The organism is Arthrobacter sorbitolis (assembly GCF_054510995.1).
Window position 1 is genome coordinate 1 of sequence record NZ_JBTNDM010000015.1, and the last position, 23248, is coordinate 23248.

Here is a 23248-nt window from a genome sequence, read left to right on the forward strand (position 1 = left end):
AAACCAGCCACCACACAACATGCGGCAACCAGCCAATTCAACCAATCAAAAAACAATCGGTATCAACAAACTTGGCACACTATTGAGTTCTCAAACAACAGGAGCTACCGGTACCAAACACGACCAAACCATCATGTCCTCGCTCCGAAGCAACTTCATAACCCTACCGCTGCCGGTTCCGTTCTCCAAATCGGCCGGTTCCCGCATCCCCGGTCCTCTTCTCCGGGCCATGAAGGCAGGAGAGGTATCTCGGTTCTGTGGTTGTCGGCCGACCAGATGACTTCATCAGCGCGGATATAAACGATAGCACCGTGTCGGGGTGGATGCAAAGCGGCGGCGGGCCCTGCTGTCGAGGGTCCGCCGCCGCCCTGCCGGCCGCGTCAGGAAGTCGCGGGCTTGAGGTAGAGCACCCCGAGCGGAGGCACGCGGACGTCGCCGTACGCCGGCTGACCGTTGTGGGCGCCCTCGCGGGCCGTGATGGGGCCCGCGTTACCGACTCCCGAACCGCCGAACTCGGCGGAGTCGGTGTTGAGGACCTCGGTCCACTCCCCCGCCCAGGGCAGGCCGACGCGGAAGCCCTCGTGCGGGCCCCCCGCGAAGTTGGCGATGCACACGATCGGGTTGCCCTGGTGGTCCCACCGGATGAAGGACAGCGTGTTGTGTGCGCCGTCGTTCTCGTCGATCCACTGGAACCCGGCGGGTTCGTTGTCCCGCGCATAGAGCGCCGGGGTCTCCCGGTACACGGCGTTGAGCGCACGGACGAGGTGCTGGACACCCTGGTGCGACGGCGTCTCGGTCAACCACCAGTCGAGACTGTGGTGCTCGGCCCACTCGGCCTCCTGCGCGAACTCCGTGCCCATGAAGATGAGCTGCTTGCCCGGGTGCGCCCACTGGAAGGCGAGATAGGCACGGACGTTCGCCAGCTGCTGCCAGCGGTCGCCGGGCATCTTGCGCAGGAGCGAGCCCTTGCCGTGCACCACCTCGTCATGGCTGATGGGGAGCATGAAGTTCTCGGTGTAGGCGTAGACCATCGAGAAGGTGGCCTTGCCGTGGTGGTGCACCCGGTTGACCGGGTCCTCCGAGATGTACTCGAGGGTGTCGTGCATCCAGCCCATGTTCCACTTGATGCCGAAGCCCAGGCCGCCGGCGCTGGTGGGCCGGGTGACGCCGTCGAAGGCCGTCGACTCCTCGGCCACCATGACGATGCCGGGTGCTCGCTTGTAGGCGGTGGCGTTGACCTCCTGCAGGAAGGAGATGGCCTCGAGGTTCTCCTGGCCGCCGAACTTGTTCGGACGCCACTGGCCCTCCTCCCGGGAGTAGTTCAGGTACAGCATCGACGCGACGGCGTCGACGCGCAGACCGTCGATGTGGAACTCCTCGAGCCAGTACAGGGCGTTCGCGACCAGGAAGTTGCGGACCTCCCGGCGACCGAAGTCGAAGATGAGGGTCCCCCAGTCACGGTGTTCGCCCAGGAACGGGTCCCCGTGCTCGTACAGCGTGCCGCCGTCGAAGTTCGCCAGCGCCCAGGCGTCCTTCGGGAAGTGGGCGGGCACCCAGTCCATGATGACGCCGATGCCGGCCTGGTGGAGCCGGTCGACGAGGTACCTGAAGTCGTCCGGCGAGCCGAAGCGCGAGGTCGGCGCGAAGTAGGACGTGACCTGGTAGCCCCACGAGCCGCCGAACGGGTGCTCGGCGACCGGCATGAGTTCCACGTGGGTGAAGCCCTGCCAGGAGACGTACTCCACCAGCTGCTCGGCGAGTTCCCGGTAGCTCAGTCCCTGGCGCCAGGAACCGAGGTGTACCTCGTAGACGCTCATGGGTCCGTTGTGGGGATCGCCGGCCGCGCGGGCCTGCATCCACTCGTCGTCCTGGAAGGCGTAGGTGGACTCGACGACCTTCGAGCCGGTGAGCGGCGGGATCTCGGTGCCGCGCGCCATGGGGTCGGCCTTCTCGCGCCATTGCCCGTCACTGCCGAGGATGTGGAACTTGTAGCAGGTGCCGGCGCCGGCGCCGGGGATGAAGATCTCCCAGATGCCCGAGCTGCCGAGGGCCCGCATGGCGTTGACGCTTCCGTCCCAGCCGTTGAAGTCGCCCATGACCTGGACGGCCCGCGCGTTGGGCGCCCATACCGCGAAGGACACGCCCTCGATGTCGCCGAGGACGGAGGAGTAGTGGCGGACGTGGGCGCCGAGCGCCGTCCAGAGGGTCTCGTGCCGGCCTTCACCGATGAGGTGCATGTCGATCTCGCCGAGCGTCGGCAGGAACCGGTAGGGGTCGTCGACGAGGATCGGATCGCCCTCGTACGCGACCTCGAGCCGGTAATCGGGGACGTGGCCCGGGTTCTCGGCCGCGAGGACGCCGACCCAGATGCCGTTGTGCTCGTGCCGCAGCTCCGTGCGGCCGGAGGCGGTCAGGACCACGACGGAGCGCGCGAGGCGGCGCAGCGTCCGGATGGTGACGACGTCGTCGTCGCTGAGGTGCGCCCCCAGCACGGCGTGGGGCTGGTGGTACGAGCCCTCCGACACCTGCTGCAGCACGGACTGCTCGACGGCGGCGGGCGTGAGGTCGGCCGCGGAGGCCGGGGTCGGGGCCTTCGTCTCCGAGGCCACCTCCTTCGCCTTGTCGGCGATGCCCGCCGTCGTGCTCTTGGCCTTGTCGGCGACCGCCTTCGCGGTCCCGGTGACGGCCTTCGCCGCCTTGCCCGCGAGGGTTTCCTTGCCTGCGCCCTTGGCGGGGCCTGCCTTCTTGGGGGGATTCATGTCAGCTGCTTTCGTTGCGTCCGTGCCGGACCGTGCGCCGAGCGCGCGGCGCACGTCCCGGGCGGGCATCTCGACCCAGTCGGGCCTGTTGCGGATCTCGTAGACGACTTCGTACAGGGCCTTGTCGAGCCAGAGGGCCCGGAACAGCGGGCCCGCGGTGTCCACGGGGGCACCGGCTTCCGCCGCGTACCCCTCGAGGAAGGCTTCCCGGGCAGCGTCGGACCACTGCTCGGTCTCGGCGGCTTCGGGCGAACCGATCGGCGCGGCTCCGCGGGACGCGGCTGCGTACTCGAGCGAGCGGACCATGCCGACGACGTCGCGCACCGGCACGTCCGGGACGCTCCGCTCCGCGGTGGGTCGGAGCGGCTCGCCTTCGAAGTCGATGACGAGCCAGGTCCCGTCCGGCGCCTGGAGCACCTGGCCGAGGTGGAGGTCGGCGTGGATGCGCTGCAGGAGAGGAATGTCCTCCAGAGCTTCGATCTCGCGGATGATGCGGTCCACCTCGGCACCCAGCGGACCGACGACGTCGCCCGCCTCGTCCCACGCCCAGCGGATGCGCTGCGCGAGGGCCTCCTTGAACTCCTTCTCCTCGGCATCGGTGGCCGTGCGGCTCCCGAAGGCCCCGTCGAGCTGGTGGTGGATGCGCGCCACGGCGCGGCCCAGGCTGCGGGCCTCGGCCGTGAAGTCGGCGGCGGTCGAGGCTGCGACCGATGCCGTGCGCCAGGCGTCGGTGCTCCCCTCGACGAAGTCCCGCAGCACGCTGACGTGACCCGTCACGTGGTGGCCGGGCTCGCCGTCCGCTTCCTGCCACGTCCCCGTCACCCAGCCGAAGGTGTCGGGGGTGTCCGTGGAACCGCCGGCGGTGAGCTCGGCGCTGATCTGGACGTCGGGGCTCTCCCCGGCGGCGAGCACCCGGAAGAACTTCACGATCATCGACCCGCTGCCCGAGCCGTAGACCACCGACGTGTTGGACTGCTCACCCTGCAGCACCTTGACGGGCTGGGCCGTGCCCGGCTCCTGGTGGGCGGGCGCCTTGACGACGACACCGGTCAGGCGTCCGTCCGTCGTCGTGGCGCGGGTCAGGATGAAGTCGACCCAGAGCCGCACGAAGTCGGCGTCGTGGGTCGCGTCGTACGCCCACCGCGCACCGAGCTCCGGGTGGTCCACCCGGCCGATGAGGCCGGCCGCCGCGTCGTCGAGCGGTGCCGAGCGGTAACTGATCGGCACGCTGACGACGTTGGTGTCGCGCCCCGACCCGACGGCCAGGAAGTGCACCTCGAAGCCGGCGGCGCCGGCCGGGTCCTCGAGGACCGTCCCGCCGACGACCTTCAGGTCGACCGGCTCCCCTTTCATGGGGAACCAGCGCTGCGACGGGAGCCATCCGGCGAGGATCTCGGGGACGAAGGGGGCCGCCGTCATCGGACCGCCTCGGGGATGGCGATGACGGGCATCGCCTCGGTGTGCGGGGAGGCCGTGTTGGAGCTCGCCGAACGGATGCGCAGCCAGAAGAAGTCGTGGCTGCCCAGCGTCAGCGTGATGCCGCCGTCCTCCTCGAAGGCGGGGAAGATCGCTCCGCCGAACAGGTCCCGGAGGCCGCGGCCCGCGAACTCGGGGAGGCGCATCCTCGCTGCGACCGGGTGCTGCGAGAGGTTGAAGATGCAGAGCACCGACTCGGCGGGCTCGCCCTCGGCGTTGCCCTCGCCGATCTCGCGGAGGAACGCCAGGACGTGCTCCGACTCGACCGGGACGTTGCGGTAGGCGCCGAGGCCGAAGGCCGGGTGGGCCTTGCGCACGGCGAGCATCTGGCGGACCCAGTGCAGCAGCGAGCTGGACGTCGCCATCTGCGCCTCGACGTTCACGTGGTTGTAGTGGTAGACGAGCGACTGCACGACCGGCAGGTAGAGCTTGCCGGGGTCCACCGGGGAGAAGCCGGCATTGCGGTCCGGGTTCCACTGCATCGGGGTCCGCGACGCGTCGCGGTCCTCGAGCCAGATGTTGTCGCCCATGCCGATCTCGTCACCGTAGTAGAGGAACGGGCTGCCGGGCAGGGAGAGCAGGAGGGCGTGGATCAGCTCGACCTCCGCCCGGGAGTTGTCGAGCAGCGGGGACAGCCGACGGCGGATGCCGACGTTGGCGCGCATGCGGGGATCCGGCGCGTACCACCCGAGCATCGCCTCCCGCTCCTCGTTGGTGACCATCTCGAGCGTCAGCTCGTCGTGGTTGCGGAGGAAGGTGCCCCACTGGGCGCCCTTGGGGATGTCCGGTGTCTCCTCCATCGTCTCGATGATGGGAGCGGCCTTCTGGTCCCTCAGGGCGTAGAAGAGCCGCGGCATGATCGGGAAGTGGAAGGACATGTGGCACTCGGGGTCGTCCTCGTCGCCGAAGTACTCCACGACCTCGTCCGGCATCTGGTTCGCCTCGGCGATGATGACCCGGCCCGGGTAGTTCTCGTCCACCATCGCGCGGAGCCGCCTGAGGAACTCGTGCGTCTTCGGCAGGTTCTCGCAGTTGGTGCCCTCCTCCTCGAAGAGGTAGGGGATGGCGTCCGCCCGGAAACCGTCGATGCCCTGGTCCAGCCAGAACCTCACGACGTCGAAGATGGCCTCCTGCACCTTGGGGTTCTCGAAGTTGAGATCCGGCTGGTGGCCGAAGAAGCGGTGCCAGAAGAACTGCCGGCGCACGGGGTCGAACGTCCAGTTCGACTCCTCCGTGTCCACGAAGATGATGCGCGCGTCCTCGTACTTCTCGTCGGTGTCGCTCCAGACGTAGAAGTCGCCGTAGGGGCCCTCGGGGTCCCGACGCGACTCCTGGAACCAGTGGTGCTGGTCCGAGGTGTGGTTCATCGGCAGGTCGATGATGACCCGGACGCCGCGGGCGTGGGCTTCAGCGACGAGCCGCTTGAAGTCCCCCAGGGAGCCGAACTCGTCGAGGACGTCGTAGTAGTCCGAGATGTCGTACCCGCCGTCGCGCAGCGGGGACTTGAAGAACGGTGGCAGCCACAGGCAGTCGACGCCGAGCCACTGGAGGTAGTCCATCTTCTCGATGAGCCCCGAGAGGTCACCGGAGCCGTCCCCGTTCGCGTCGGCGAACCCTCGGACCAGCGCCTCGTAGAAGACCGCCTTGCGGTACCAGTGGGGGTCGTGGGCCAGTCCAGGCGCGTTGAGCTGGAAGGGGTTGGGCACTAGTGCTGCCTCCTGATTGAGAGAATGTGGGCGGGTTCCACGTGGGGATCGAGCCGGACGTAGTTGTGCTCGCCCCAGGTGAAGGTCTGGCCCGTGACGAGGTCGTCCACGAGGAATGTACCGTTCTCGTCGAGGTCGGCGGCGCCGACCCCGAGCCGGGCCAGATCCAGCGACACGGTGCTCTCGCGGGTACTATGCGGGTCGACGTTGACGACGACGATGATGGTGTCCTTGCCCTCGGCCGTCTGCTTGTGCTTGGCGAAGACGACCGTGGACGAGTCGGTGCTGCCGTGGATGCTGAGGTTCTCGAGGTCACCGAGCGCGGGGTGGGTCCGTCGGATCCCGTTGAGCCTGGTGATGAAGGGCGCGAGCGAGCGCCCCTCCGCCTCGGCGGCGGCGTAGTCGCGGGGCCGGTACTGGAACTTCTCGTTGTCGATGTACTCCTCGGCACCGGGGCGGGCGACGTGCTCGAACAGCTCGTAGCCCGAGTACACGCCCCACAGCGGGCTGGCCATGGAGGCGAGCACGGCGCGGATCTTGAAGGCCGCCGGGCCGCCGTACTGCAGGTACTCGGTGAGGATGTCCGGGGTGTTCACGAAGAAGTTGGGCCGGAAGTACGCCGGGGAGACCGAACTGATCTCGGTGAAGTACTCCTCGAGTTCGGTCTTCGTGTTGCGCCACGTGAAATAGGAGTAGGACTGCTGGAACCCGGCACGGCCGAGGGCGTGCATCATCGGCGGGCGCGTGAACGCCTCCGCGAGGAAGACGACGTCGGGGTGCTTCCTGTTCACCCGTGCGATCAGCCACTCCCAGAACTGCACCGGCTTGGTGTGCGGGTTGTCCACGCGGAAGATCTTCACGCCGTGCTGGACCCACATGAGGACGATCCGCAGGATCTCCTTCGCCAGACCCGCGGGATCGTTGTCGAAGTTGATCGGGTAGATGTCCTGGTACTTCTTCGGCGGGTTCTCCGCGTAGGCGATGGATCCGTCCACGCGCGTGGTGAACCACTCGGGGTGCGTCTTCACCCAGGGGTGGTCCGGTGCGGCCTGCAGTGCGAGGTCGAGGGCGACCTCGAGGCCGAGCTCCCGGGCCCGCGCCACGAACGCGTCGAAGTCCTCGAACGTGCCGAGGTCCGGGTGGATGGCGTCGTGGCCCCCGTCGGCGGAGCCGATGGCCCAGGGCGAGCCGGGATCCGCGGGGCCGGCCGTCAGGGTGTTGTTCGGCCCCTTGCGGTGGGTGTGGCCGATCGGATGGATGGGCGGCAGGTACACGACGTCGAAGTTCATGGCCGCGACGGCGTCGAGCCGCTTCGTGGCCTCGCGGAACGTGCCTGAGGTCCATTCCGCCGTCTCGGGGTCGTACGAGGCGCCCTCGGACCGGGGGAAGAACTCGTACCAGGCGGCCCGGCCGGCCAGTTCGCGCTCGACGTCGATGGGGTAGGCCCGGGAGGCGGTCACGAGGGAGCGGATGGGCCGGCGGGCGATGGCTTCGTGGATCTCGGGCGACAGCCCCGCGGCCAGGCGCGTCTCGACGTTCTGGGTCGTGTCGGCCAGCACGGCCGCGGCACGGCGGAACAGTGCGGCGTCCTTGGCGGCCCGCTCACCGGCGGCGCGGGTGAAGAGCGCGGCACCCTCGGCGAGCATCAGCTCGACGTCGACCCCGGCGGCGATCTTGATGGTCGCGTCATGCTCCCAGGTCCCGAAGACGTCGGACCATCCTTCGATGGTGAACGTGTGCAGGCCCTTGGCGCGGGGCGTCAGGGTGCCGGCCCAGCGGTCGAGACCGGATCCGACCGGCGTCATGCGGACGCGCTGCACCTCCTTGCCGCGGGGGTCGTAGAGGACGGCCGAGACGCCGAGCTGGTCGTGGCCCTCCCTGAAGACGGTCGCCCCGATGGCGATGTCCGAGCCGGGGATCCCCTTGGCAGGAAAACGGCCGTCCTCGACGACGGGGCTGACCGCCGTGATCGGGATGCGGCCGAAGCGCAGTCCTTCGGGATACGGGGCATTTCGGTTCTGCTCGGTAGGAGTGGTCACCCGTACGACGTTAGCGAGTAATGGCCCGAATTGCTAAGGCGGCTTGGCGTAACGTCAAGGCCTTTCCTGTAATACGCAAGCGTTTACGCAGCCGCCTCCCTCCGGCGCGGACAAGTGCGCTACCGTTTCCGGGGTGAAGGCCATCCGTAGATTTACCGTCCGAACCGTCCTCCCCGAGAACATCGCCCCGCTGGGCAAGCTCGCGAGCAATCTGCGCTGGTCGTGGCACCTGCCGACCTCGCGCCTGTTCGAGGAGATCGATCGCGCAGCGTGGGAGGAGAGCGGGCACGATCCGGTGTCCTTCCTGGGCTCCGTGACGCGCGAGAAGCTGCAGCAGCTCGCCGCCGACGAGAAGCTGGTGCAGCGCATCCAGGAGCTCGGTGCGGACCTCGAGAGCTACCTGTCGGAACCACGCTGGTACCAGGGCCTCGGCGAGGACGCTCCCCGGAGCATCGCCTACTTCTCCCCCGAGTACGGCATCAGCGCCGTCCTCCCCCAGTACTCCGGCGGCCTGGGCATCCTGGCCGGCGACCACCTGAAATCCGCGTCGGACCTCGGCGTCCCCCTCATCGGCGTCGGCCTGCTCTACCAGGCCGGCTACTTCAAGCAGTCCCTCTCCCGCGACGCCTGGCAGCAGGAGACCTACCCCGTCCTCGACCCCGACGGCCTGCCGCTGACCCTCCTCCGTGAGGACGACGGCTCCGCCGCGAAGGTGGTGCTGCCCCTGCCCAACGGCCGGCAGCTGTCGGCGCACATCTGGCGCGCCGACGTCGGCCGCGTCCCCCTCCTGCTCCTGGACTCGAACGTCGCGGAGAACGACGACGCGGCACGCAACGTCACCGACCGCCTCTACGGCGGCGGCGGCGACCAGCGCCTCCAGCAGGAGCTGCTCCTGGGCATGGGCGGCGTCAAGGCCCTGCGCATCTTCCAGCGCCTCACCGGCACGCCCGCCCCCGAGGTCTTCCACACCAACGAGGGCCACGCGGGCTTCCTCGGCATCGAGCGCATCCGCGAACTCATGGATCCGTCCAACGAGTCGCCGATGAGCTGGGAGGAGGCGCTCACCGCCGGGCGCGCGTCCACGGTGTTCACCACCCACACCCCCGTGCCGGCCGGCATCGACCGTTTCGAGCGCTTCCAGATCGAGCACTTCTTCCACGCAGGCCTCGCCCCGGCCGTCCCCACGGACCGCGTCCTCGCCCTCGGGGCGGAGAACTACGCGGACGGCGACCCGACGAAGTTCAACATGGCGGTCATGGGACTGCGCCTCGCCCAGCGTGCCAACGGCGTCGCGAAGCTGCACGGCGAGGTCTCCCGTGGCATGTTCTCGGGGCTCTGGCCGGGATTCGACACCCGCGAGGTGCCCATCACGTCGGTGACCAACGGCGTGCACGTCCCGAGCTGGGTGGACCCGCAGATCGCGGACTTCGCCCTCCGCCACTTCGGCGCCGAGTCCGTCCTCGACCCCCAGTGGGCGAAGGTCTACGACGTCCCGGACACCGACATCTGGGCGCTGCGCCGCAGCCTCCGCTCGAACCTGGTCGACGACGTCCGCCAGCGCCTGCGCTCCTCCTGGAAGAAGCGCGGGGCCGCCGACGCCGAGCTCGCGTGGACCGACTCCGTGCTGGACCCGGACGTCCTGACCATCGGCTTCGCGCGCCGTGTGCCGACGTACAAGCGCCTCACGCTCATGCTGCGCAACCCCGCCCGCCTGAAGGCGCTGCTGCTGCACCCGGAGCACCCCATCCAGCTCGTGATCGCCGGCAAGTCCCACCCCGCCGACGAGCAGGGCAAGCGCATGATCCAGGACCTGGTCCGGTTCACGGACGATCCCGAGGTCCGCCACCGCATCGTCTTCCTGCCCAACTACGACATCGCGATGGCCCGCACGCTCTTCCCGGGCTGCGACGTCTGGCTGAACAACCCGCTCCGCCCGCTCGAGGCCTGCGGGACGTCCGGCATGAAGGCTGCCATCAACGGCGGCCTGAACCTGTCCGTCCTCGACGGCTGGTGGGACGAGATGTACGACGGCGACAACGGCTGGGCGATCCCGACCGCGAACAACGGCGCCTCGGCCGACGAGCGCGACGACATCGAGGCCGCGGCCCTGTACGACCTCCTCGAGACCCAGGTGGGGCCCCGCTTCTACTCGCTGGTACCCGCCGAGGGTGCGGGAGCGGCAGGGCCGTCCGAGCCCTCGCGCGACGGCGTGCCGCACCAGTGGATCGCGATGATCAAGCACACGATGGCGACCCTCGGGCCCGCCGTGTCCGCGGAGCGCATGCTGCAGGACTACGTCGAGAAGCTCTACCGTCCCGCCTGGCGCGCCGGGCAGGAGGCCGCCGCGGACTCCTTCGCCCTCGCGAAGCGGACCGCCGCCTGGCGCTCCCGCGTCCAGGGCAGCTGGCCGGCCGTCCAGGTGGAACACGTGGACTCGACGGGCGTCTCCGAGGACCCGCAGATCGGCGACTCGCTGACGGTCAACGCGTACGTGTCGCTCGGCGGCCTGGATCCCGACGACGTCGCCGTCGAGGTGGCCTACGGGCGCGCCCTCGAGAGCGACGAGCTGAGCGAGGTCACCGTCGAGGACCTCGACGTCGCCGAGAACCTCGGCAGCGGGCGCTACCTGTTCACGGGCGGCATCCGGATCGACCACTCGGGGTCCTTCGGCTACACCGTGCGGGTGCTCCCGAAGCACGCCACCTTGGCCACGAAGGCCGAGCTGGGGCTCATCGTCAACGCGTAGGCATCCGCCCCGGTCCGACCGGGTACGACGAAGCCCGGGACCGCGAGGTCCCGGGCTTCGTCGTTCCCGGCTCGTCGTCGTTCCCGGTTTCGACCGGCCTCAGGGCGCGTCGCCGCAGGACACGCCGCGGATGGGGGACATCGGCCGGAGCACGCGGGAACGACGGCGACCCGGGCCGGTGCCCGCGGCCCGCGGGCAGGGACGGCGCCGAGTCAGCAGCGGTAGATGCGCACCGAGTCGGCGGCCACCGTGTCGGCGTCGCCGGAGCGCAGGCGCGTCGCCTCGAGCGGGCCGCGGACGGCGGAGTCGAACGTGGGACTGAACCAGCGCGGCTGCTCCCCCTGGACCCCCTCGCCCTGCAGGATCCATGCGGAGGGCAGGTGGATGCGGGTGTCCCCGAGCGAGCCGTTGATCACGACGAGCCCGTTGATGGTGCCGCCCGTCGACCCGAGGAGCAGCTGCACGGCCCGGGTGTGCGGATCGTGCCACTCCTGCACCGTCATGGGCAGTCCCGCGGCGTTGAACCACAGCAGCGTCGACTGGTCGCCGCGGGAGGGGAACGTGGAGGGCTGCCGGGCGAGGAAGTCCCTGCGGATGGACAGCAGCGTGCGCGTCGCCCCGAGCATGCGGCGCGATGCGGCGTCGTCGGGCCAGTGCACCCAGGTGAGCTCGTTGTCCTGGCAGTAGGCGTTGTTGTTGCCGTTCTGCGTCCGGCCGAGTTCGTCCCCGGCCAGGATCATCGGGACGCCCAGCGAGATGACCAGCGACGCCATGATGTTGCGGGCGCTGCGTTCCCGGCGGACGAGGATGCCCTCGTCCTCGGTGCGTCCCTCGGCACCGTGGTTGTAGCTGCGGTTGTCGTTGTGACCGTCGCGGTTGCCCTCGCCGTTGGCCTCGTTGTGCTTGCGCTCGTACGCGGTGAGGTCCGCGAGCGTGAAGCCGTCATGGGCGGTCACGAGGTTGATCGAGGCCAGCGCGCTGCGGCCGGACGCCGCGAAGGTCCCCGCGGAACCGGCGAGGCATCCGGCGAGACGTGCCGGCGACGAGCCCGTCCCGCCGCGCTCGATCGCCGCGACGTCGTGCAGCCAGAAGTCCCGGACGGTGTCGCGGAAGCCGTCGTTCCAGTCGGCCCAGCCGGCAGGGAACTGCCCGGTCCGCCAGCCGTCCGGGCCCAGGTCCCACGGCTCGGCGATGAGCTTGGTCCCGTGGAGGACCTCCGACTCCTCGACGGCCACGAGGAAGGGGTGCTCGGGCGTGAAGGTGTTGTGGCCGTCGCGGGCCAGGCTGACCGCGAGGTCGAAGCGGAAGCCGTCGATCCGGCATTCCTCCACCCAGTACCGCAGCGAGTCGAGCGCGAACCCGACGACGCGCGGCTGGGAGAAGTCGAGGGTGTTGCCGCACCCGGTCGTGTCGTCGTACCGCCCGGCGTCGTCGTGCCGGTAGTGGTCGGGGTCGCCCAGTCCGCGCCAGCACAGTGCGGGGCGGTGCTGCTCGCCCTCCGCGGTGTGGTTGTAGACGACGTCGAGGATCACCTCGAGGCCGGCCTCGTGCAGGGCCCGGACCATGCCCTTGAATTCGTCGAGCACGGCGGAGGGTCCTGCTGCCCGGGCTTCGGCGGTGGCGTAGTCCGTGTGGGCCGCGAAGAACCCCAGCGTGTTGTAGCCCCAGTAGTTGCTGAGGCCCAGGGGCTCGAGGTGCGGCTCGTCGATGTGGAAGTGCACCGGGAGGAGTTCGACGGCGGTGATCCCGAGGTCCCGCAGGTGGGCGATCATCGCAGGGTGCGCGAGGCCCGCGTACGTGCCCCGGAGCTGCTCGGGTACGTCGGGGTGCAGCTTGGTGAGGCCCTTCACATGGGCCTCGTAGACGACGGTATCGCGCCACGGCGTGAGGGGCCGCTCGCTCGCACCCCAGTCGAAGGCATGCTCGAGGAACACCGAGTAGTAGGCGCGGGACGGCGCCTCGTCCGAACCGGGCTCGACGGGGATCGTCTCGATCGCCCGCGCGTACGGATCCAGGAGCAGCTGCGCCTCCCCGGCGGCGCCGGGGAGGTCGCGGCCCGTGGGCCAGAACGCGTAGAGTGCGCCGGGCGCCACCGGGCCCACCACGCCGTGGTGGACACCGTCGTCGAGCCCGACGAGCGTCTCCGAGGACCACCCGCCGTCCGGCCGGCGCCAGTGCATGTCCAGGGAGGCGATCCCCGGCGCCCAGACCGCGGCCCTGGCGTGGTCGTCCCGGCCCCACGCCCCCCTGATGGAGTGGAGTCCCAGCGGGATCTCGCGGGACGCGTCCGGGAGGGGTGCGGGGTTCGTCATGCGCCGGCTCAGGCGGAGCGCTGGCGGGACACCTCGTAGAGCGTGATTCCCACCGCCATCGAGGCATTCAGCGACTCCATGGCGGAATCGATGGGGATGGACACGATCTGGTCGCAGTTCTCGCGGACGAGCCGGGAGAGGCCCTTGCCCTCCGACCCGACGACGATGCAGATGGGGTCGCGCCCGAGGGTCAGTTCCGGCAGCGAGACGTCGCCGTCGCCGTCGAGCCCGAGGACGAAGATGCCCTTGTCCTTGAAGGACTTGAGCGCGGAATTGAGGTTGCCGACCCGTGCCACCGGCACGCGCACGGCGGCGCCCGCGCTGGTCTTCCAGGCGGAGGCCGTCACGCCGACGGCGCGGCGCTCGGGCACGATGACGCCGTGGCTGCTGAAGGCGGACGCGGAGCGGATGATGGCACCGAGGTTGCGGGGGTCCGTGATGCCGTCGAGCGCCACGAACAGCGGCGCGTTGCCGATGTGCCCGCGCCGGAAGCGCTCGATGGTCTCGTCGACGAGGTCGAGCGCGTCGGCGTACTCGTAGGGCGGGATCTGCAGCATGAGCCCCTGGTGCACCGCACCGTCCGTCATGCGGTCGAGTTCCGGCTTGCCGGTCTCCATCACGGGGATCCCGCGGTCGGCGGCCATCTTGAGGGACTCGCGGACGCGGTCGTCCATCTCGACACGGATCGCGACGTGGAGGGCCTTCGCCGGGATGCCGGCGCGCAGCGCCTCCACCACCGAGTTGCGGCCGGTGACGACCTCCTCGGCGGCCTTGCCCCGGGTGCGGCCGGTGCCGGCGCCCCGGCCCTCACGCTTGGCCGCGGAGCGCTCCGCCAGTTCCTTGCCCTTGTGCGCCTTGTGGTAGGGGCGGTCCTCCGCCTTCGGCGTGGGCCCCTTGCCCTCGAGCGACTTGCGCCCATGTCCGCCGGTGCCGACGGTGGGGCCCTTTTTCGTTTTGCGAACCGCGCCTGGACGTCCGTGACTGGCCATGGAAGTACACCTTTAGATATAGAAGAAGAATCGCCTCCAGTTTACGCGGAGGCGGGCGGGTGGACCGGCACGTGCCGACGGCGGGGTCGGTCAGTCCCCGGAGAGCGACCAGCGGGCGCCGTCCGCCGCATCCTCGAGGACGATCCCGGCGGCCGCCAGCGCGTCGCGGATGGCATCGGCGCGCGCCCAGTCGCGGGCGGTCCGGGCCTGGGTGCGTTCGGCGATCCGGTCGCCGACCAGCGCATCGAGCGCCCGCGACGCGGCCGCATCAGGCGCGGCACCCCCGACGCCGTTCCCGGCGTCGTCGAGCCCGAGGACGCCGGTCATGGCGGCGACGGCGGCGAGGGTCGTCGCCGTGGTGGCGTCGTCGCCCGCCGCCAGCGCCGTGTTGCCGCTGCGCACGGTGGTGTGGAGCACCGCGAGGGCCTGCGGGACGTTGAGGTCGTCGTCCATCGCGTCCGCGAAGGCCGCCGGCAGGTCGACGGCACGCACGGGACCGCGGGCGGGGGCGCCGACGCGTGCCGAGGCCTTGGCGAGGAAGCCGTCGATGCGCGCCACGGCGGCGGCCGCCTCCTGCAGGGACGTCTCGCGGTAGTCGAGCACGGAGCGGTAGTGGGCCTGGCCGAGGTAGTAGCGCACCACGCGGGGGCCCGCGGCGTCGATCATCTCCTGGGGGCCGACGGTGTTGCCGATCGACTTCGACATCTTCTCGCCGCCGTACGTGACCATGCCGTTGTGCATCCAGAAGCGGGCGAACGCGTGCCCGGCGGCCTGGGACTGCGCCATCTCGTTCTCGTGGTGCGGGAAGCGCAGATCGAGGCCTCCGCCGTGGATGTCGAACTCCGTGCCGAGGTACTTCGTGACCATGCTCGAGCACTCGAGGTGCCAGCCGGGGCGGCCCGTACCCCACGGGCTGGACCAGGACGCACTCGCGGGATCGGTGTCCTTCGCGCCCTTCCACAGGGCGAAGTCCCGCGGATCCCGTTTGCCGCGCGGGTCCGCATCGGGTGCGGCCTGCATGTCGTCGATGTCCTGGCGCGTGAGGCTGCCGTAGGCGGGCCAGGACCTGACGTCGAAATAGACGTCACCGGAGCCGTCCGGCGCCGGGTAGGCGTGTCCGCGGTCCATGAGCAGCTGGATGAGGGCGTGCATCTCGGGGATGTGCCCGGTGGCGCGCGGCTCGTAGGTGGGCGGGCGGACCCCGAGGGCGGTATAGGCGCGGTCGAACTCGCGTTCGAAGCGGTAGGCGAGGGCCCACCACTGCTCCTCGGGCACTCCGGCCGGGTCCTCCGGGCCGCCGTCGCGGAACGAGTCCTGCGACTTGGCGAGGATCTTGTCGTCGATGTCCGTCACGTTCCGCACCACCGTGACACGGAGGTCCCGTGCCTCCAGCCAGCGCGTGAGCTGATCGAACGCGATCGCCGAGCGGACGTGGCCGACATGCGGCATGCCCTGCACCGTGGCGCCGCAGTAGTAGAGGCTCGCCCTGCCCGGCTCGAGGGGTTCGAAGGGGCGCACTTCGGCACGGGCTGTGTCATAGAATCGCAGGCTCACCGGTCCAGATTACCCGGCGCGTCGGATCCGCCCTCCGATCAGGCCGGCGTCCCCTGCCGGTGGGAGCGCACGACGACGGCCGTCGCGATGGCGGCGACGCCCTCTCCCCTGCCGGTCAGGCCGAGCCCGTCCGTGGTAGTGGCCGAGATGCTCACGGGCGCCTGGGCGGCGTCGGAGAGGACGGCCTCCGCCTCCGCGCGGCGGGGCCCGAACCTGGGCCGGTTGCCGATGAGCTGGACGGCGATGTTCCCGAGGTCGAACCCTGCCTCCCTGACGATCGCGGCGGCCGCGGCGAGCAGCGTGGCGCCGGAGGCACCGGCGTACTCGGGACGGTCGGTGCCGAAGTGGGTGCCGAGGTCTCCGACACCGGCGGCGGAGAACAGGGCATCGGCCGCGGCGTGCGCGACGGCGTCCCCGTCGGAATGCCCGGACAGTCCCCGCTCGCCCTCCCAGTGCAGGCCCGCGAGCCACAGCGGCGCCGGGGCGTCGGCGGGGGCGTAGGCGTGGACGTCCACGCCGATGCCCGTGCGGGGAAGGTGGGTGTGTTCGCTCAGGTACACGGCTGCTCCTGGTGCTGGTCGGGGTCGGGGGTCGGGTCAGCCGGCGGCGGAGGGGAGGCCGGCGGACTCCCGCGCGAGCACCGCCTCGGCGATCACGAGGTCCAGGGGCGTCGTGACCTTGAAGGCCAGGGCGTCGCCGTCGACGACGCGCACCGTGGCCCCTCGTGCCTCCATCAGCATCGCGTCGTCCGTCGCCGACGGATCCGCGGGACGGATCCCCGCGTGCGCCAGGCGCAGGGCTGACGCGTCGAAGCCCTGGGGCGTCTGCACGGCGCGCAGCGCCCCGCGGTCCGGCGTCGCCGTGACGACGTCGCCGTCCACCACCTTGACGGTGTCCACGACCGGCAGCACCGGGATGACCGCCGGGGCCCCTGCCGCGACGGCGGCCGCGACCCGCCGGAACACCTCGGGCGGGGTGAGGGCCCGGGCGGCGTCGTGCACGAGGACGACGGCGGCCGACGGCGGCAGGGCGTCGAGGCCGGCGCGGACGGAGGCCGTCCGGGTCGCCCCGCCGCTCACCGGGACGATGGTCGGGCTGCCGGCACGTCCGGCGGCGCGGGCGACCACGGCGGTCAGGACGTCGTCGCCCTCCGGGAGGACGACGACGACGGAGGTCGCGACCCCGGACGCGAGGACGGCGTCGAGCGAGCGTTCGAGGAGGGTGCGTCCGCCACAGAGGACACGGGCCTTGGGGATCCCCTGCCCCAGGCGCTGCCCGGACCCGGCGGCCACCACCACGACGCCGACGGGGAGGACCTGCTTCTTCTCGGACACCCCGTCACCCTATGCCAGCACCACGAGAAAGAGGGACCCGAAGGTCCCTCTTCCGCGCCGTTCCCGTCTCCTAGGAGGCGAGGACGTCGTCGAGAACGCTTGCCGCCTTCTCCTCGTCGGTCTTCTCCGCGAGTGCCAGCTCGGAGATGAGGATCTGGCGCGCTTTCGCGAGCATCCTCTTCTCCCCTGCCGACAGGCCGCGGTCGTGGTCGCGGCGCCACAGGTCCCGGACAACTTCGGCGACCTTGATGACGTCGCCGGAGGCGAGCTTCTCGAGGTTCGCCTTGTAGCGACGCGACCAGTTGGTCGGCTCTTCCGTGAATTCGGCCCGTAGGACGTCGAACACGTGCTCGAGGCCCTCCTTGCCCACCACGTCGCGAACCCCTACGAGGTCAACGTTCTCTGCTGGTACTTCTATCGTCAGATCACCCTGTGCCACCTTGAGCTTGAGATACATCTTCTCTTCGCCCTTGACGACGCGCATCTTGATCTCTTCGATCTTCGCTGCGCCGTGGTGAGGGTAAACAACTGTTTCGCCGACCTCAAAAACCATGTGGACTTTCCCCTTTCCCGGGAATCAGTTTATCACGGTAACGACACGCCGACGCCGCGTTTTCGCAGGTCAGGCCGCCGAAACAAGCTGAAAGAACTATGATTCGGCCCTTGACTGCAGGAGGATTCAGTGATCCGGGCCACTCGCGTCCCGTGAAACCGACACCACGATTCGACGGTGTTGCCGATAGTCTGTGGAGTAGGTCCGCACCGGATTACCCACCCGTCCCACCTGTTGAACCCCAGGAGTTTGTGCTGTGAATAGTGCACCGAAGAACCGAGTGCAGCAGACCGTTGCTGCCGGCGCCGTGCTGCTGATGCTGGGTGTCTCCGGCTGCAGCTTCACCGCTGAACAGTCCACGACGACGCAGTACGCCGCCTCGGACGGCATCGTGAAGGACCTCGGGCCGGTGCTCCTGCGCAACCTCCTCATCGTCGGCAGGGACGACGAGACGGCCGGACGCCTCGTGGGCACCGTGTTCAACACGAGCGACGAGCCGATGGAGCTCTCCATCAGCGCCGGCGGCGCCCCCACCAGCGTGACGATCGACGGCCAGGGTGAGTTCAGGTTCGAGGAGGAGTCCTCGGACGACGGCACCCTCGAGGGCCTCGAGGACATCCCGGGCTCCCTCATCGACGTCGAGTTCGAGGTCGAGGGCGAGCAGGCCGTCTTCGAGGTCCCCGTGCTCGACGGGACGCTCGAGGAGTACCGCGAGTACGTCCCGGGCGGCTACACCCCGCGCCCGAGCGAGCCCGCCGCGACCGAGGAAGCCGCCGAGGGCGAGTAACACCCTCGAACCACGACTGCCCGCCTCCGGGACTCGGAGGCGGGCAGTCGCATGTCCGGGGGACGGCGCGGGTCAGGGTTCGTACTTGTACCCGAGGCCGCGGACCGTGATGAGGTAGCGCGGGTTCGAGGGATCGGGCTCCACCTTGCCGCGGAGGCGCTTCACGTGCACGTCGAGGGTCTTGGTGTCCCCCACGTAGTCCGATCCCCAGACGCGGTCGATCAGCTGCCCGCGCGTGAGGACCCTGCCGGAGTTGCGGAGCAGCATCTCGAGCAGCTCGAACTCCTTGAGCGGCAGCGCCACCTGTTCGCCGTCGACGCTCACCACGTGGCGCTCGATGTCCATGCGCACCGGACCTGCCTGGATGGTGTTCGAGATCAGCTCCTCGGGTTCGCCCTGGCGCCGGAGCACCGCGCGGATGCGGGCCACGAGCTCACGGGACGAGTACGGCTTGGTCACGTAGTCGTCGGCACCGAGCTCGAGGCCCACCACCTTGTCGATCTCCGCGTCCTTCGCGGTCAGCATGATGACCGGCACGCTGGAGCGCTGGCGCAGCTGACGGCACACCTCGGTGCCGGAGAGTCCCGGCAGCTGGAGGTCCAGCAGCACGAGGTCCGCGCCCGAACGGTCGAACTCGGTGATGGCGTCGAGGCCGTTGTCCACGACGGACACCTCGAAGCCCTCCTTGCCGAGGAGGTAGGACAGCGGGTCGCTGAACGACTCCTCGTCCTCGACGATCATGATTCGGCTCAAGCCTTGACTCCCTGCTCGTGGACAGCGGTGCTGCCCTTCTTCGCTGATCTCCTGTCGGCGCCCTGCGTCGCCGTGCCCTCCGGGAGGGCGGGGGCGTCGTCCGACGCCACCTCCATCTCGGGCAGGCGGACCGTGAACGTGCTGCCCTGGCCGGCCTGCGACCACACGGTGACCTCGCCGCCGTGGTTCGAGACCACGTGCTTGACGATGCTGAGGCCCAGGCCCGTACCACCGGTCTGGCGGGACCGGGCGGCGTCGATCCGGTAGAACCGCTCGAAGATGCGCTCCTGCTCCTCCGGCGTGATGCCCGAGCCCTGGTCGGTGACCGAGACCTGCACGAGGCCGTCCCGCGACCGGACGCCGACGCCCACCCGCGTGCCCTCGGGCGAGTAGCGGATGGCGTTGTCGATGAGGTTGCGGAACGCCGTCATGAGGAGGTCCCGGTCACCGTACACGGGCGTGGGTGCCGAACCGCCGACGACGATGTCGATCTGCTTGCTCTCGGCCGGCAGCTTGTTGCGGTCCACGGCCTCGGAGATGACGGAGTTCAGGTCCACGGCCTTGCCGCGGCGCACCACGTCGGCGCCCTGGAGGCGGGAGAGCTCGATGATGTCCTGGACGAGGGCGGAGAGGCGGCCGGACTCCTTGTGCATGCGCTGCGCGAAGCGGCGGACGGCGACCTCGTCCTCGGCGGCGTCGTCGATGGCCTCCGCCAGGAGCGAGATCGCGCCCACCGGGGTCTTGAGCTCGTGGGAGACGTTCGCGACGAAGTCGTTGCGGATCTCCTCGCTGCGGGTGATCTCGGTGCGGTCGTCCGCCAGGATCAGGATGTACTCCGCGCCGAGGGCCGCCACGCGGACCTGGACCACGATCGTGCCCTGGCCGAGGGGACCGCGCGGGAGCTCGAGCTGCTGCTGCTCGATCACGCCGTCGCGCCGCACGCGGGCGGTGAGGTCCAGCAGTTCGGAGTGGACCACGGTGTGGCCGCGCACGAGGCCGAAGGCGTAGGCCGCGGGGCTGGCGCGCACGACGCCGTCGATCGCATCCACGATGACGTAGGCCCGGCCGATGATGGACAGCACCTCGGCGGCGCCGTCGGGCAGCGAGGGCTCGTCCTCGTAGAGGAGCCGGAGCCGCTGCGCCTCGCTCGCGCGGAACGCCGCCATGCCACTCACGCCGAGGGCCAGGCCGACCAGCCCGGCCACGAGCGTCAGGAGAAGGGGGTCCACGGGCCTAGCTTATGCGCTGGGGCCTCCGGCCCCCTCCGATCCGGTGGCAATAGCCCAGTGGTTCAACTAACGTTCACACAAAACGGAGCAACCGTTCACCGCCGGCTGGAAGGCTCGACGGGGGTACCCGTTGGACGATACAGAGTGGGAAGGACGCCTACGTGCGTAAGGTTTTTCAGGCCGAGCTACATCAGATCGGCGAGGAGCTGATCGAGATCTCGCAGCTCGTGTCCGAGGCGATCCGGAAGGCCAACAGCGCCTTCCAGGGAGCCGACACCGAGCTCGCGCAGGAGGTCATCGCCGCCGACGCGCGCATCGACTTCCTCCAGAACTCCCTCGACGAGCGGGCGATCGACATCCTCGCCCTGCAGGGTCCCGTGGCGTCGGACCTCCGCATGATCGTCGGGGCGCTGCGGATGAGCGCGTCCCTCGAGCGCATGGGAGACCTGGCCCGCCACGTGGCGCAGCTCGCCCGCCTGCGCTTCCCGGCGAACGTCATCCCCGAGGGCATCCGGGCCACCTTCGACGAGCTCGCCGCACTCGACGTGCAGATCGCGGGGAAGGTCACGGAGCTCCTCGAGACGCGCAACCTCGACCTGACCAACGAGATCAACGCCGCCAATGCGCGGGTCAACGAACTGCACGCCGGCGTCTTCAAGGCCGTCGCCTCGGAGGACTGGAACGAGAGCGCGCCGACGACGGTGGACGTCACCCTCGCCAGCCGCTACTACGAGCGCTTCGCCGACCACGGCGTCTCGGTGGCCCGCAAGGTCACCTACCTCGTCACCGGCGAATGGCACCCCAGCGCACCGCTGAACTGAGATCTTCCTGACCCGATCCCCGCAGGGACGGAACGACGGCGGCCCCTCGGGGACCGCCGTCGTTCCTTTTCGCGGAAGGGTCAGTGCTTGCCCTGGTTCGCGACCGCTTCGATCGCCGCGGCCGCCGCGTCGGCGTCGAGGTAGGTGCCACCGGCCTTGACGGGCCTGAGGTCGTCGTCCAGCTCGTACACGAGGGGGATGCCCGTGGGGATGTTCAGCGAGGCGATGTCCCTGTCACTGATGCCGTCGAGGTGCTTCACGAGGGCGCGCAGCGAGTTGCCGTGGGCCGCGATCAGGACCGTCCTGCCCGCCCTGATGTCCACCGTGATGTCGGACTCCCAGTACGGCAGAAAGCGCTCGAGGACGTCCTTCAGGCATTCGGTGCGCGGGACGTCGTCGCCGAGGTCCGCGTAGCGGGGATCGCCGGCTTGGGAGTACTCGCTGGCGTCGTCGAGCGGCGGCGGCGGGGTGTCGTAGGACCGGCGCCATTCCATGAACTGCTCCTCGCCGAACTCCGCGAGGGTCTGGGCCTTGTCCTTGCCCTGCAGTGCGCCGTAGTGGCGCTCGTTGAGGCGCCAGTCGCGCTTGACGTCGATCCAGCTGCGGTCGGCGGCCTCGAGCGCGAGGTTCGCCGTGATGATGGCGCGCTTCTGCCGGGACGTGTAGACGATGTCGGGGAGGATACCGGCCTCCGTCAGCAGGTGTCCGCCGCGGGTGGCCTCCTCGCGGCCCTTCTCCGTGAGGGGGACGTCCACCCAGCCGGTGAAGAGGTTCTTCTCGTTCCAATCGCTCTGCCCGTGGCGCAGCAGGATCAATGTGTAGGTCATGGTTCCAGTCTGCCGTATCGCACTGCCGGCGGTCATGCCACGGCGTCGTATGACAGCCGTCGTCGCCGGGGCCGGCCGAACCCCGCCGGACCCGCCGGCCGCCCGTCCTCCGCAGACCCGTGGCGGCGGCGCGGACCCGGGCGGGCGCCCCCGCGGGTACGGGCACCCGGCGCGGCGGCCCGGTGGCGGTGCCCTACCCTTGATGAGTGCCTCCGCGTCCCCGTCCCCCGAAGCCCCTGGGGACCATCACCCGCGGAACCACCAATCCCAACCGCCTCCGCCGCATGGACCGCTGGCTGGCCGGACCCCAGGGGCACCGCCTCCGCCGCGCCGCCGACCCGCTCGTCGTCGACCTCGGCTACGGCGCGGCCCCGGTCACCGCCGTCGAGCTGTTCACCCGCCTGCGCTCCGTGCGCGACGACGTCGAGGTGGTCGGGATCGAGATCGACCCCGCACGCGTGGCCGCCGCCGCGCCGCTCGCCCGCCCGGGGCTGGGCTTCCGGCAGGGCGGCTTCGAGTTGCCCCTCGACGGCCGCCGACCCGTCGTCGTCCGTGCGTTCAACGTGCTGCGGCAGTACGACGAGGGCGAGTACGCGGCCTACTGGGACGAGGTGCGGGGGCGCCTGGCACCGGGCGGCGTGTTCATCGACGGGACCTGCGACGAGATCGGGCGCCGCGCCACGTGGGCGACCGTCGATCCGCGGGGTCCGGTGTCGCTGAGCGTCTCGCTGCGCTTCGGCGCCTTCGCGCTGCCCTCCGACGTGGCGGAGCGGCTGCCGAAGGCCCTCATCCACCGGAACGTCCCCGGGGAACGCGTCCACGGCTATCTGAGGGCCCTGGACAGGGCCTGGCTCGACGCCGCTGCACTCGCCTCCTTCGGGAACTGCCAGCGCTGGATGGCGGCGTGCGCCGCGCTGAAGGCGGACGGCTGGCCGCTGCTGGACGGTCCGTCCCGGTGGCGGCTCGGCGAGGTCACCGTGGCGTGGGACGCCGTGCGCCCCGGCCCGTGACTGCTACCAGGGACCCGTGGCTGCTACCAGGGACCGTAGGGCCCGGCGTTGCCGCCGCGACCTGAGGTCTGGCTGACGGCCGGCTTCACGTCGGCGAGGTACACGCAGGCCGCGATGATGGCGACGAGCTGGAAGAGGTTGAAGCCGCCCCGGCTGCTCAGGGTGGACAGCAGGCCGACGACGACGGCGCCGCCCGTGAGGGCGAGCCAGAAGCCCTTGGTCCGCTTGAAGGCGGCTTCGAAGGCCGTGCCGGGACGCCGCACGCAGTCGATGAGGGCCCACACCTCGATACCGAGCGCGATCAGACCGAGCGCGAGGTAGAGGTAGTACTGGGTTGCGTATACGAGAGCCAC

17 protein-coding genes are annotated in these 23248 nt (G+C 70.1%); 4 read left to right on the forward strand and 13 right to left on the reverse strand.

The features are described from left to right. Positions 1 to 380: 380 nt before the first annotated feature. The 3 genes from glgB to ACX80K_RS16415 are packed head-to-tail and all read right to left on the reverse strand — an operon-like array spanning position 381 to position 7980. Positions 381 to 4178 (reverse strand): 1,4-alpha-glucan branching protein GlgB, encoded by a 3798-nt coding sequence (gene glgB / locus ACX80K_RS16405; protein ID WP_459272967.1) that lies wholly within the window; start codon positions 4176 to 4178, stop codon positions 381 to 383. Then, positions 4175 to 5941 (reverse strand): maltose alpha-D-glucosyltransferase, encoded by a 1767-nt coding sequence (treS, locus tag ACX80K_RS16410; protein ID WP_459272968.1) that lies wholly within the window; start codon positions 5939 to 5941, stop codon positions 4175 to 4177. Before treS ends, glgB begins: the two co-directional genes overlap by 4 nt. After that, the gene (locus ACX80K_RS16415) at positions 5941 to 7980 is read right to left on the reverse strand and encodes an alpha-1,4-glucan--maltose-1-phosphate maltosyltransferase (protein WP_459272969.1); all 2040 of its coding nucleotides are present in this window, start codon (positions 7978 to 7980) and stop codon (positions 5941 to 5943) included. The genes treS and ACX80K_RS16415 overlap by 1 nt, the downstream gene beginning before the upstream one ends. 133 nt (positions 7981 to 8113) lie before the next feature. Here ACX80K_RS16415 and glgP point away from each other — a divergent pair, with 133 nt between their 5' ends. Beyond that, positions 8114 to 10726 (forward strand): alpha-glucan family phosphorylase, encoded by a 2613-nt coding sequence (glgP, locus tag ACX80K_RS16420; protein WP_459272970.1) that lies wholly within the window; start codon positions 8114 to 8116, stop codon positions 10724 to 10726. Between the two features lie 212 nt (positions 10727 to 10938). Here the strand turns inward: glgP and glgX are convergent, their stop codons facing one another. From glgX to ACX80K_RS16450, 6 genes are all read right to left on the reverse strand, one after another. Continuing rightward, positions 10939 to 13038 carry a glycogen debranching protein GlgX gene (gene glgX / locus ACX80K_RS16425; RefSeq protein ID WP_459272971.1) on the reverse strand — a complete coding sequence of 700 codons (2100 nt, stop codon included), beginning with the start codon at positions 13036 to 13038 and terminating at the stop codon, positions 10939 to 10941. Between the two features lie 8 nt (positions 13039 to 13046). Beyond that, positions 13047 to 14027, reverse strand: coding sequence for a 23S rRNA (guanosine(2251)-2'-O)-methyltransferase RlmB (rlmB, locus tag ACX80K_RS16430; RefSeq protein ID WP_459272972.1), 981 nt, complete (start codon positions 14025 to 14027; stop codon positions 13047 to 13049). A gap of 90 nt (positions 14028 to 14117) precedes the next feature. Then, complete coding sequence (cysS, locus tag ACX80K_RS16435) at positions 14118 to 15581, reverse strand: cysteine--tRNA ligase (RefSeq protein WP_459272973.1); 1464 nt, start codon at positions 15579 to 15581, stop codon at positions 14118 to 14120. Positions 15582 to 15619: 38 nt separating this feature from the next. Next, on the reverse strand, positions 15620 to 16141 hold the full coding sequence (ispF, locus tag ACX80K_RS16440; protein ID WP_459272974.1) for a 2-C-methyl-D-erythritol 2,4-cyclodiphosphate synthase: 522 nt from the start codon (positions 16139 to 16141) through the stop codon (positions 15620 to 15622). Between the two features lie 36 nt (positions 16142 to 16177). After that, entirely contained in the window at positions 16178 to 16915 is a 738-nt protein-coding gene (gene ispD / locus ACX80K_RS16445) for a 2-C-methyl-D-erythritol 4-phosphate cytidylyltransferase (RefSeq protein WP_459272975.1), read from the reverse strand. 70 nt (positions 16916 to 16985) lie between these two features. Beyond that, complete coding sequence (locus ACX80K_RS16450; RefSeq protein WP_459272976.1) at positions 16986 to 17468, reverse strand: CarD family transcriptional regulator; 483 nt, start codon at positions 17466 to 17468, stop codon at positions 16986 to 16988. Between the two features lie 256 nt (positions 17469 to 17724). Here ACX80K_RS16450 and ACX80K_RS16455 point away from each other — a divergent pair, with 256 nt between their 5' ends. After that, on the forward strand, positions 17725 to 18255 hold the full coding sequence (locus ACX80K_RS16455; RefSeq protein ID WP_459272977.1) for a hypothetical protein: 531 nt from the start codon (positions 17725 to 17727) through the stop codon (positions 18253 to 18255). A gap of 72 nt (positions 18256 to 18327) precedes the next feature. Here ACX80K_RS16455 and ACX80K_RS16460 read toward each other — a convergent pair whose 3' ends face one another. Next, positions 18328 to 19008, reverse strand: a complete 681-nt coding sequence (locus ACX80K_RS16460) for a response regulator (protein WP_459272978.1) — start codon at positions 19006 to 19008, stop codon at positions 18328 to 18330. After that, positions 19005 to 20237 (reverse strand): sensor histidine kinase, encoded by a 1233-nt coding sequence (locus ACX80K_RS16465; protein WP_459272980.1) that lies wholly within the window; start codon positions 20235 to 20237, stop codon positions 19005 to 19007. The genes ACX80K_RS16460 and ACX80K_RS16465 overlap by 4 nt, the downstream gene beginning before the upstream one ends. Positions 20238 to 20398: 161 nt before the next feature. Here ACX80K_RS16465 and phoU point away from each other — a divergent pair, with 161 nt between their 5' ends. Further along, on the forward strand, positions 20399 to 21058 hold the full coding sequence (gene phoU / locus ACX80K_RS16470) for a phosphate signaling complex protein PhoU (protein ID WP_459272981.1): 660 nt from the start codon (positions 20399 to 20401) through the stop codon (positions 21056 to 21058). Between the two features lie 80 nt (positions 21059 to 21138). Here phoU and ACX80K_RS16475 read toward each other — a convergent pair whose 3' ends face one another. Then, positions 21139 to 21885, reverse strand: coding sequence for a phosphoglyceromutase (locus ACX80K_RS16475; protein ID WP_459272982.1), 747 nt, complete (start codon positions 21883 to 21885; stop codon positions 21139 to 21141). 236 nt (positions 21886 to 22121) lie between these two features. On the opposite strand from ACX80K_RS16475, the gene ACX80K_RS16480 reads away from it, so the two are divergent. Continuing rightward, positions 22122 to 22895, forward strand: a complete 774-nt coding sequence (locus tag ACX80K_RS16480) for a class I SAM-dependent methyltransferase (RefSeq protein ID WP_459273007.1) — start codon at positions 22122 to 22124, stop codon at positions 22893 to 22895. 23 nt (positions 22896 to 22918) lie between these two features. On the opposite strand, the gene ACX80K_RS16485 is transcribed toward ACX80K_RS16480, so the two are convergent. Next, a complete protein-coding gene (locus ACX80K_RS16485; protein ID WP_459272983.1) occupies positions 22919 to 23248 on the reverse strand; it encodes a DUF2516 family protein in 330 nt (109 codons plus the stop codon).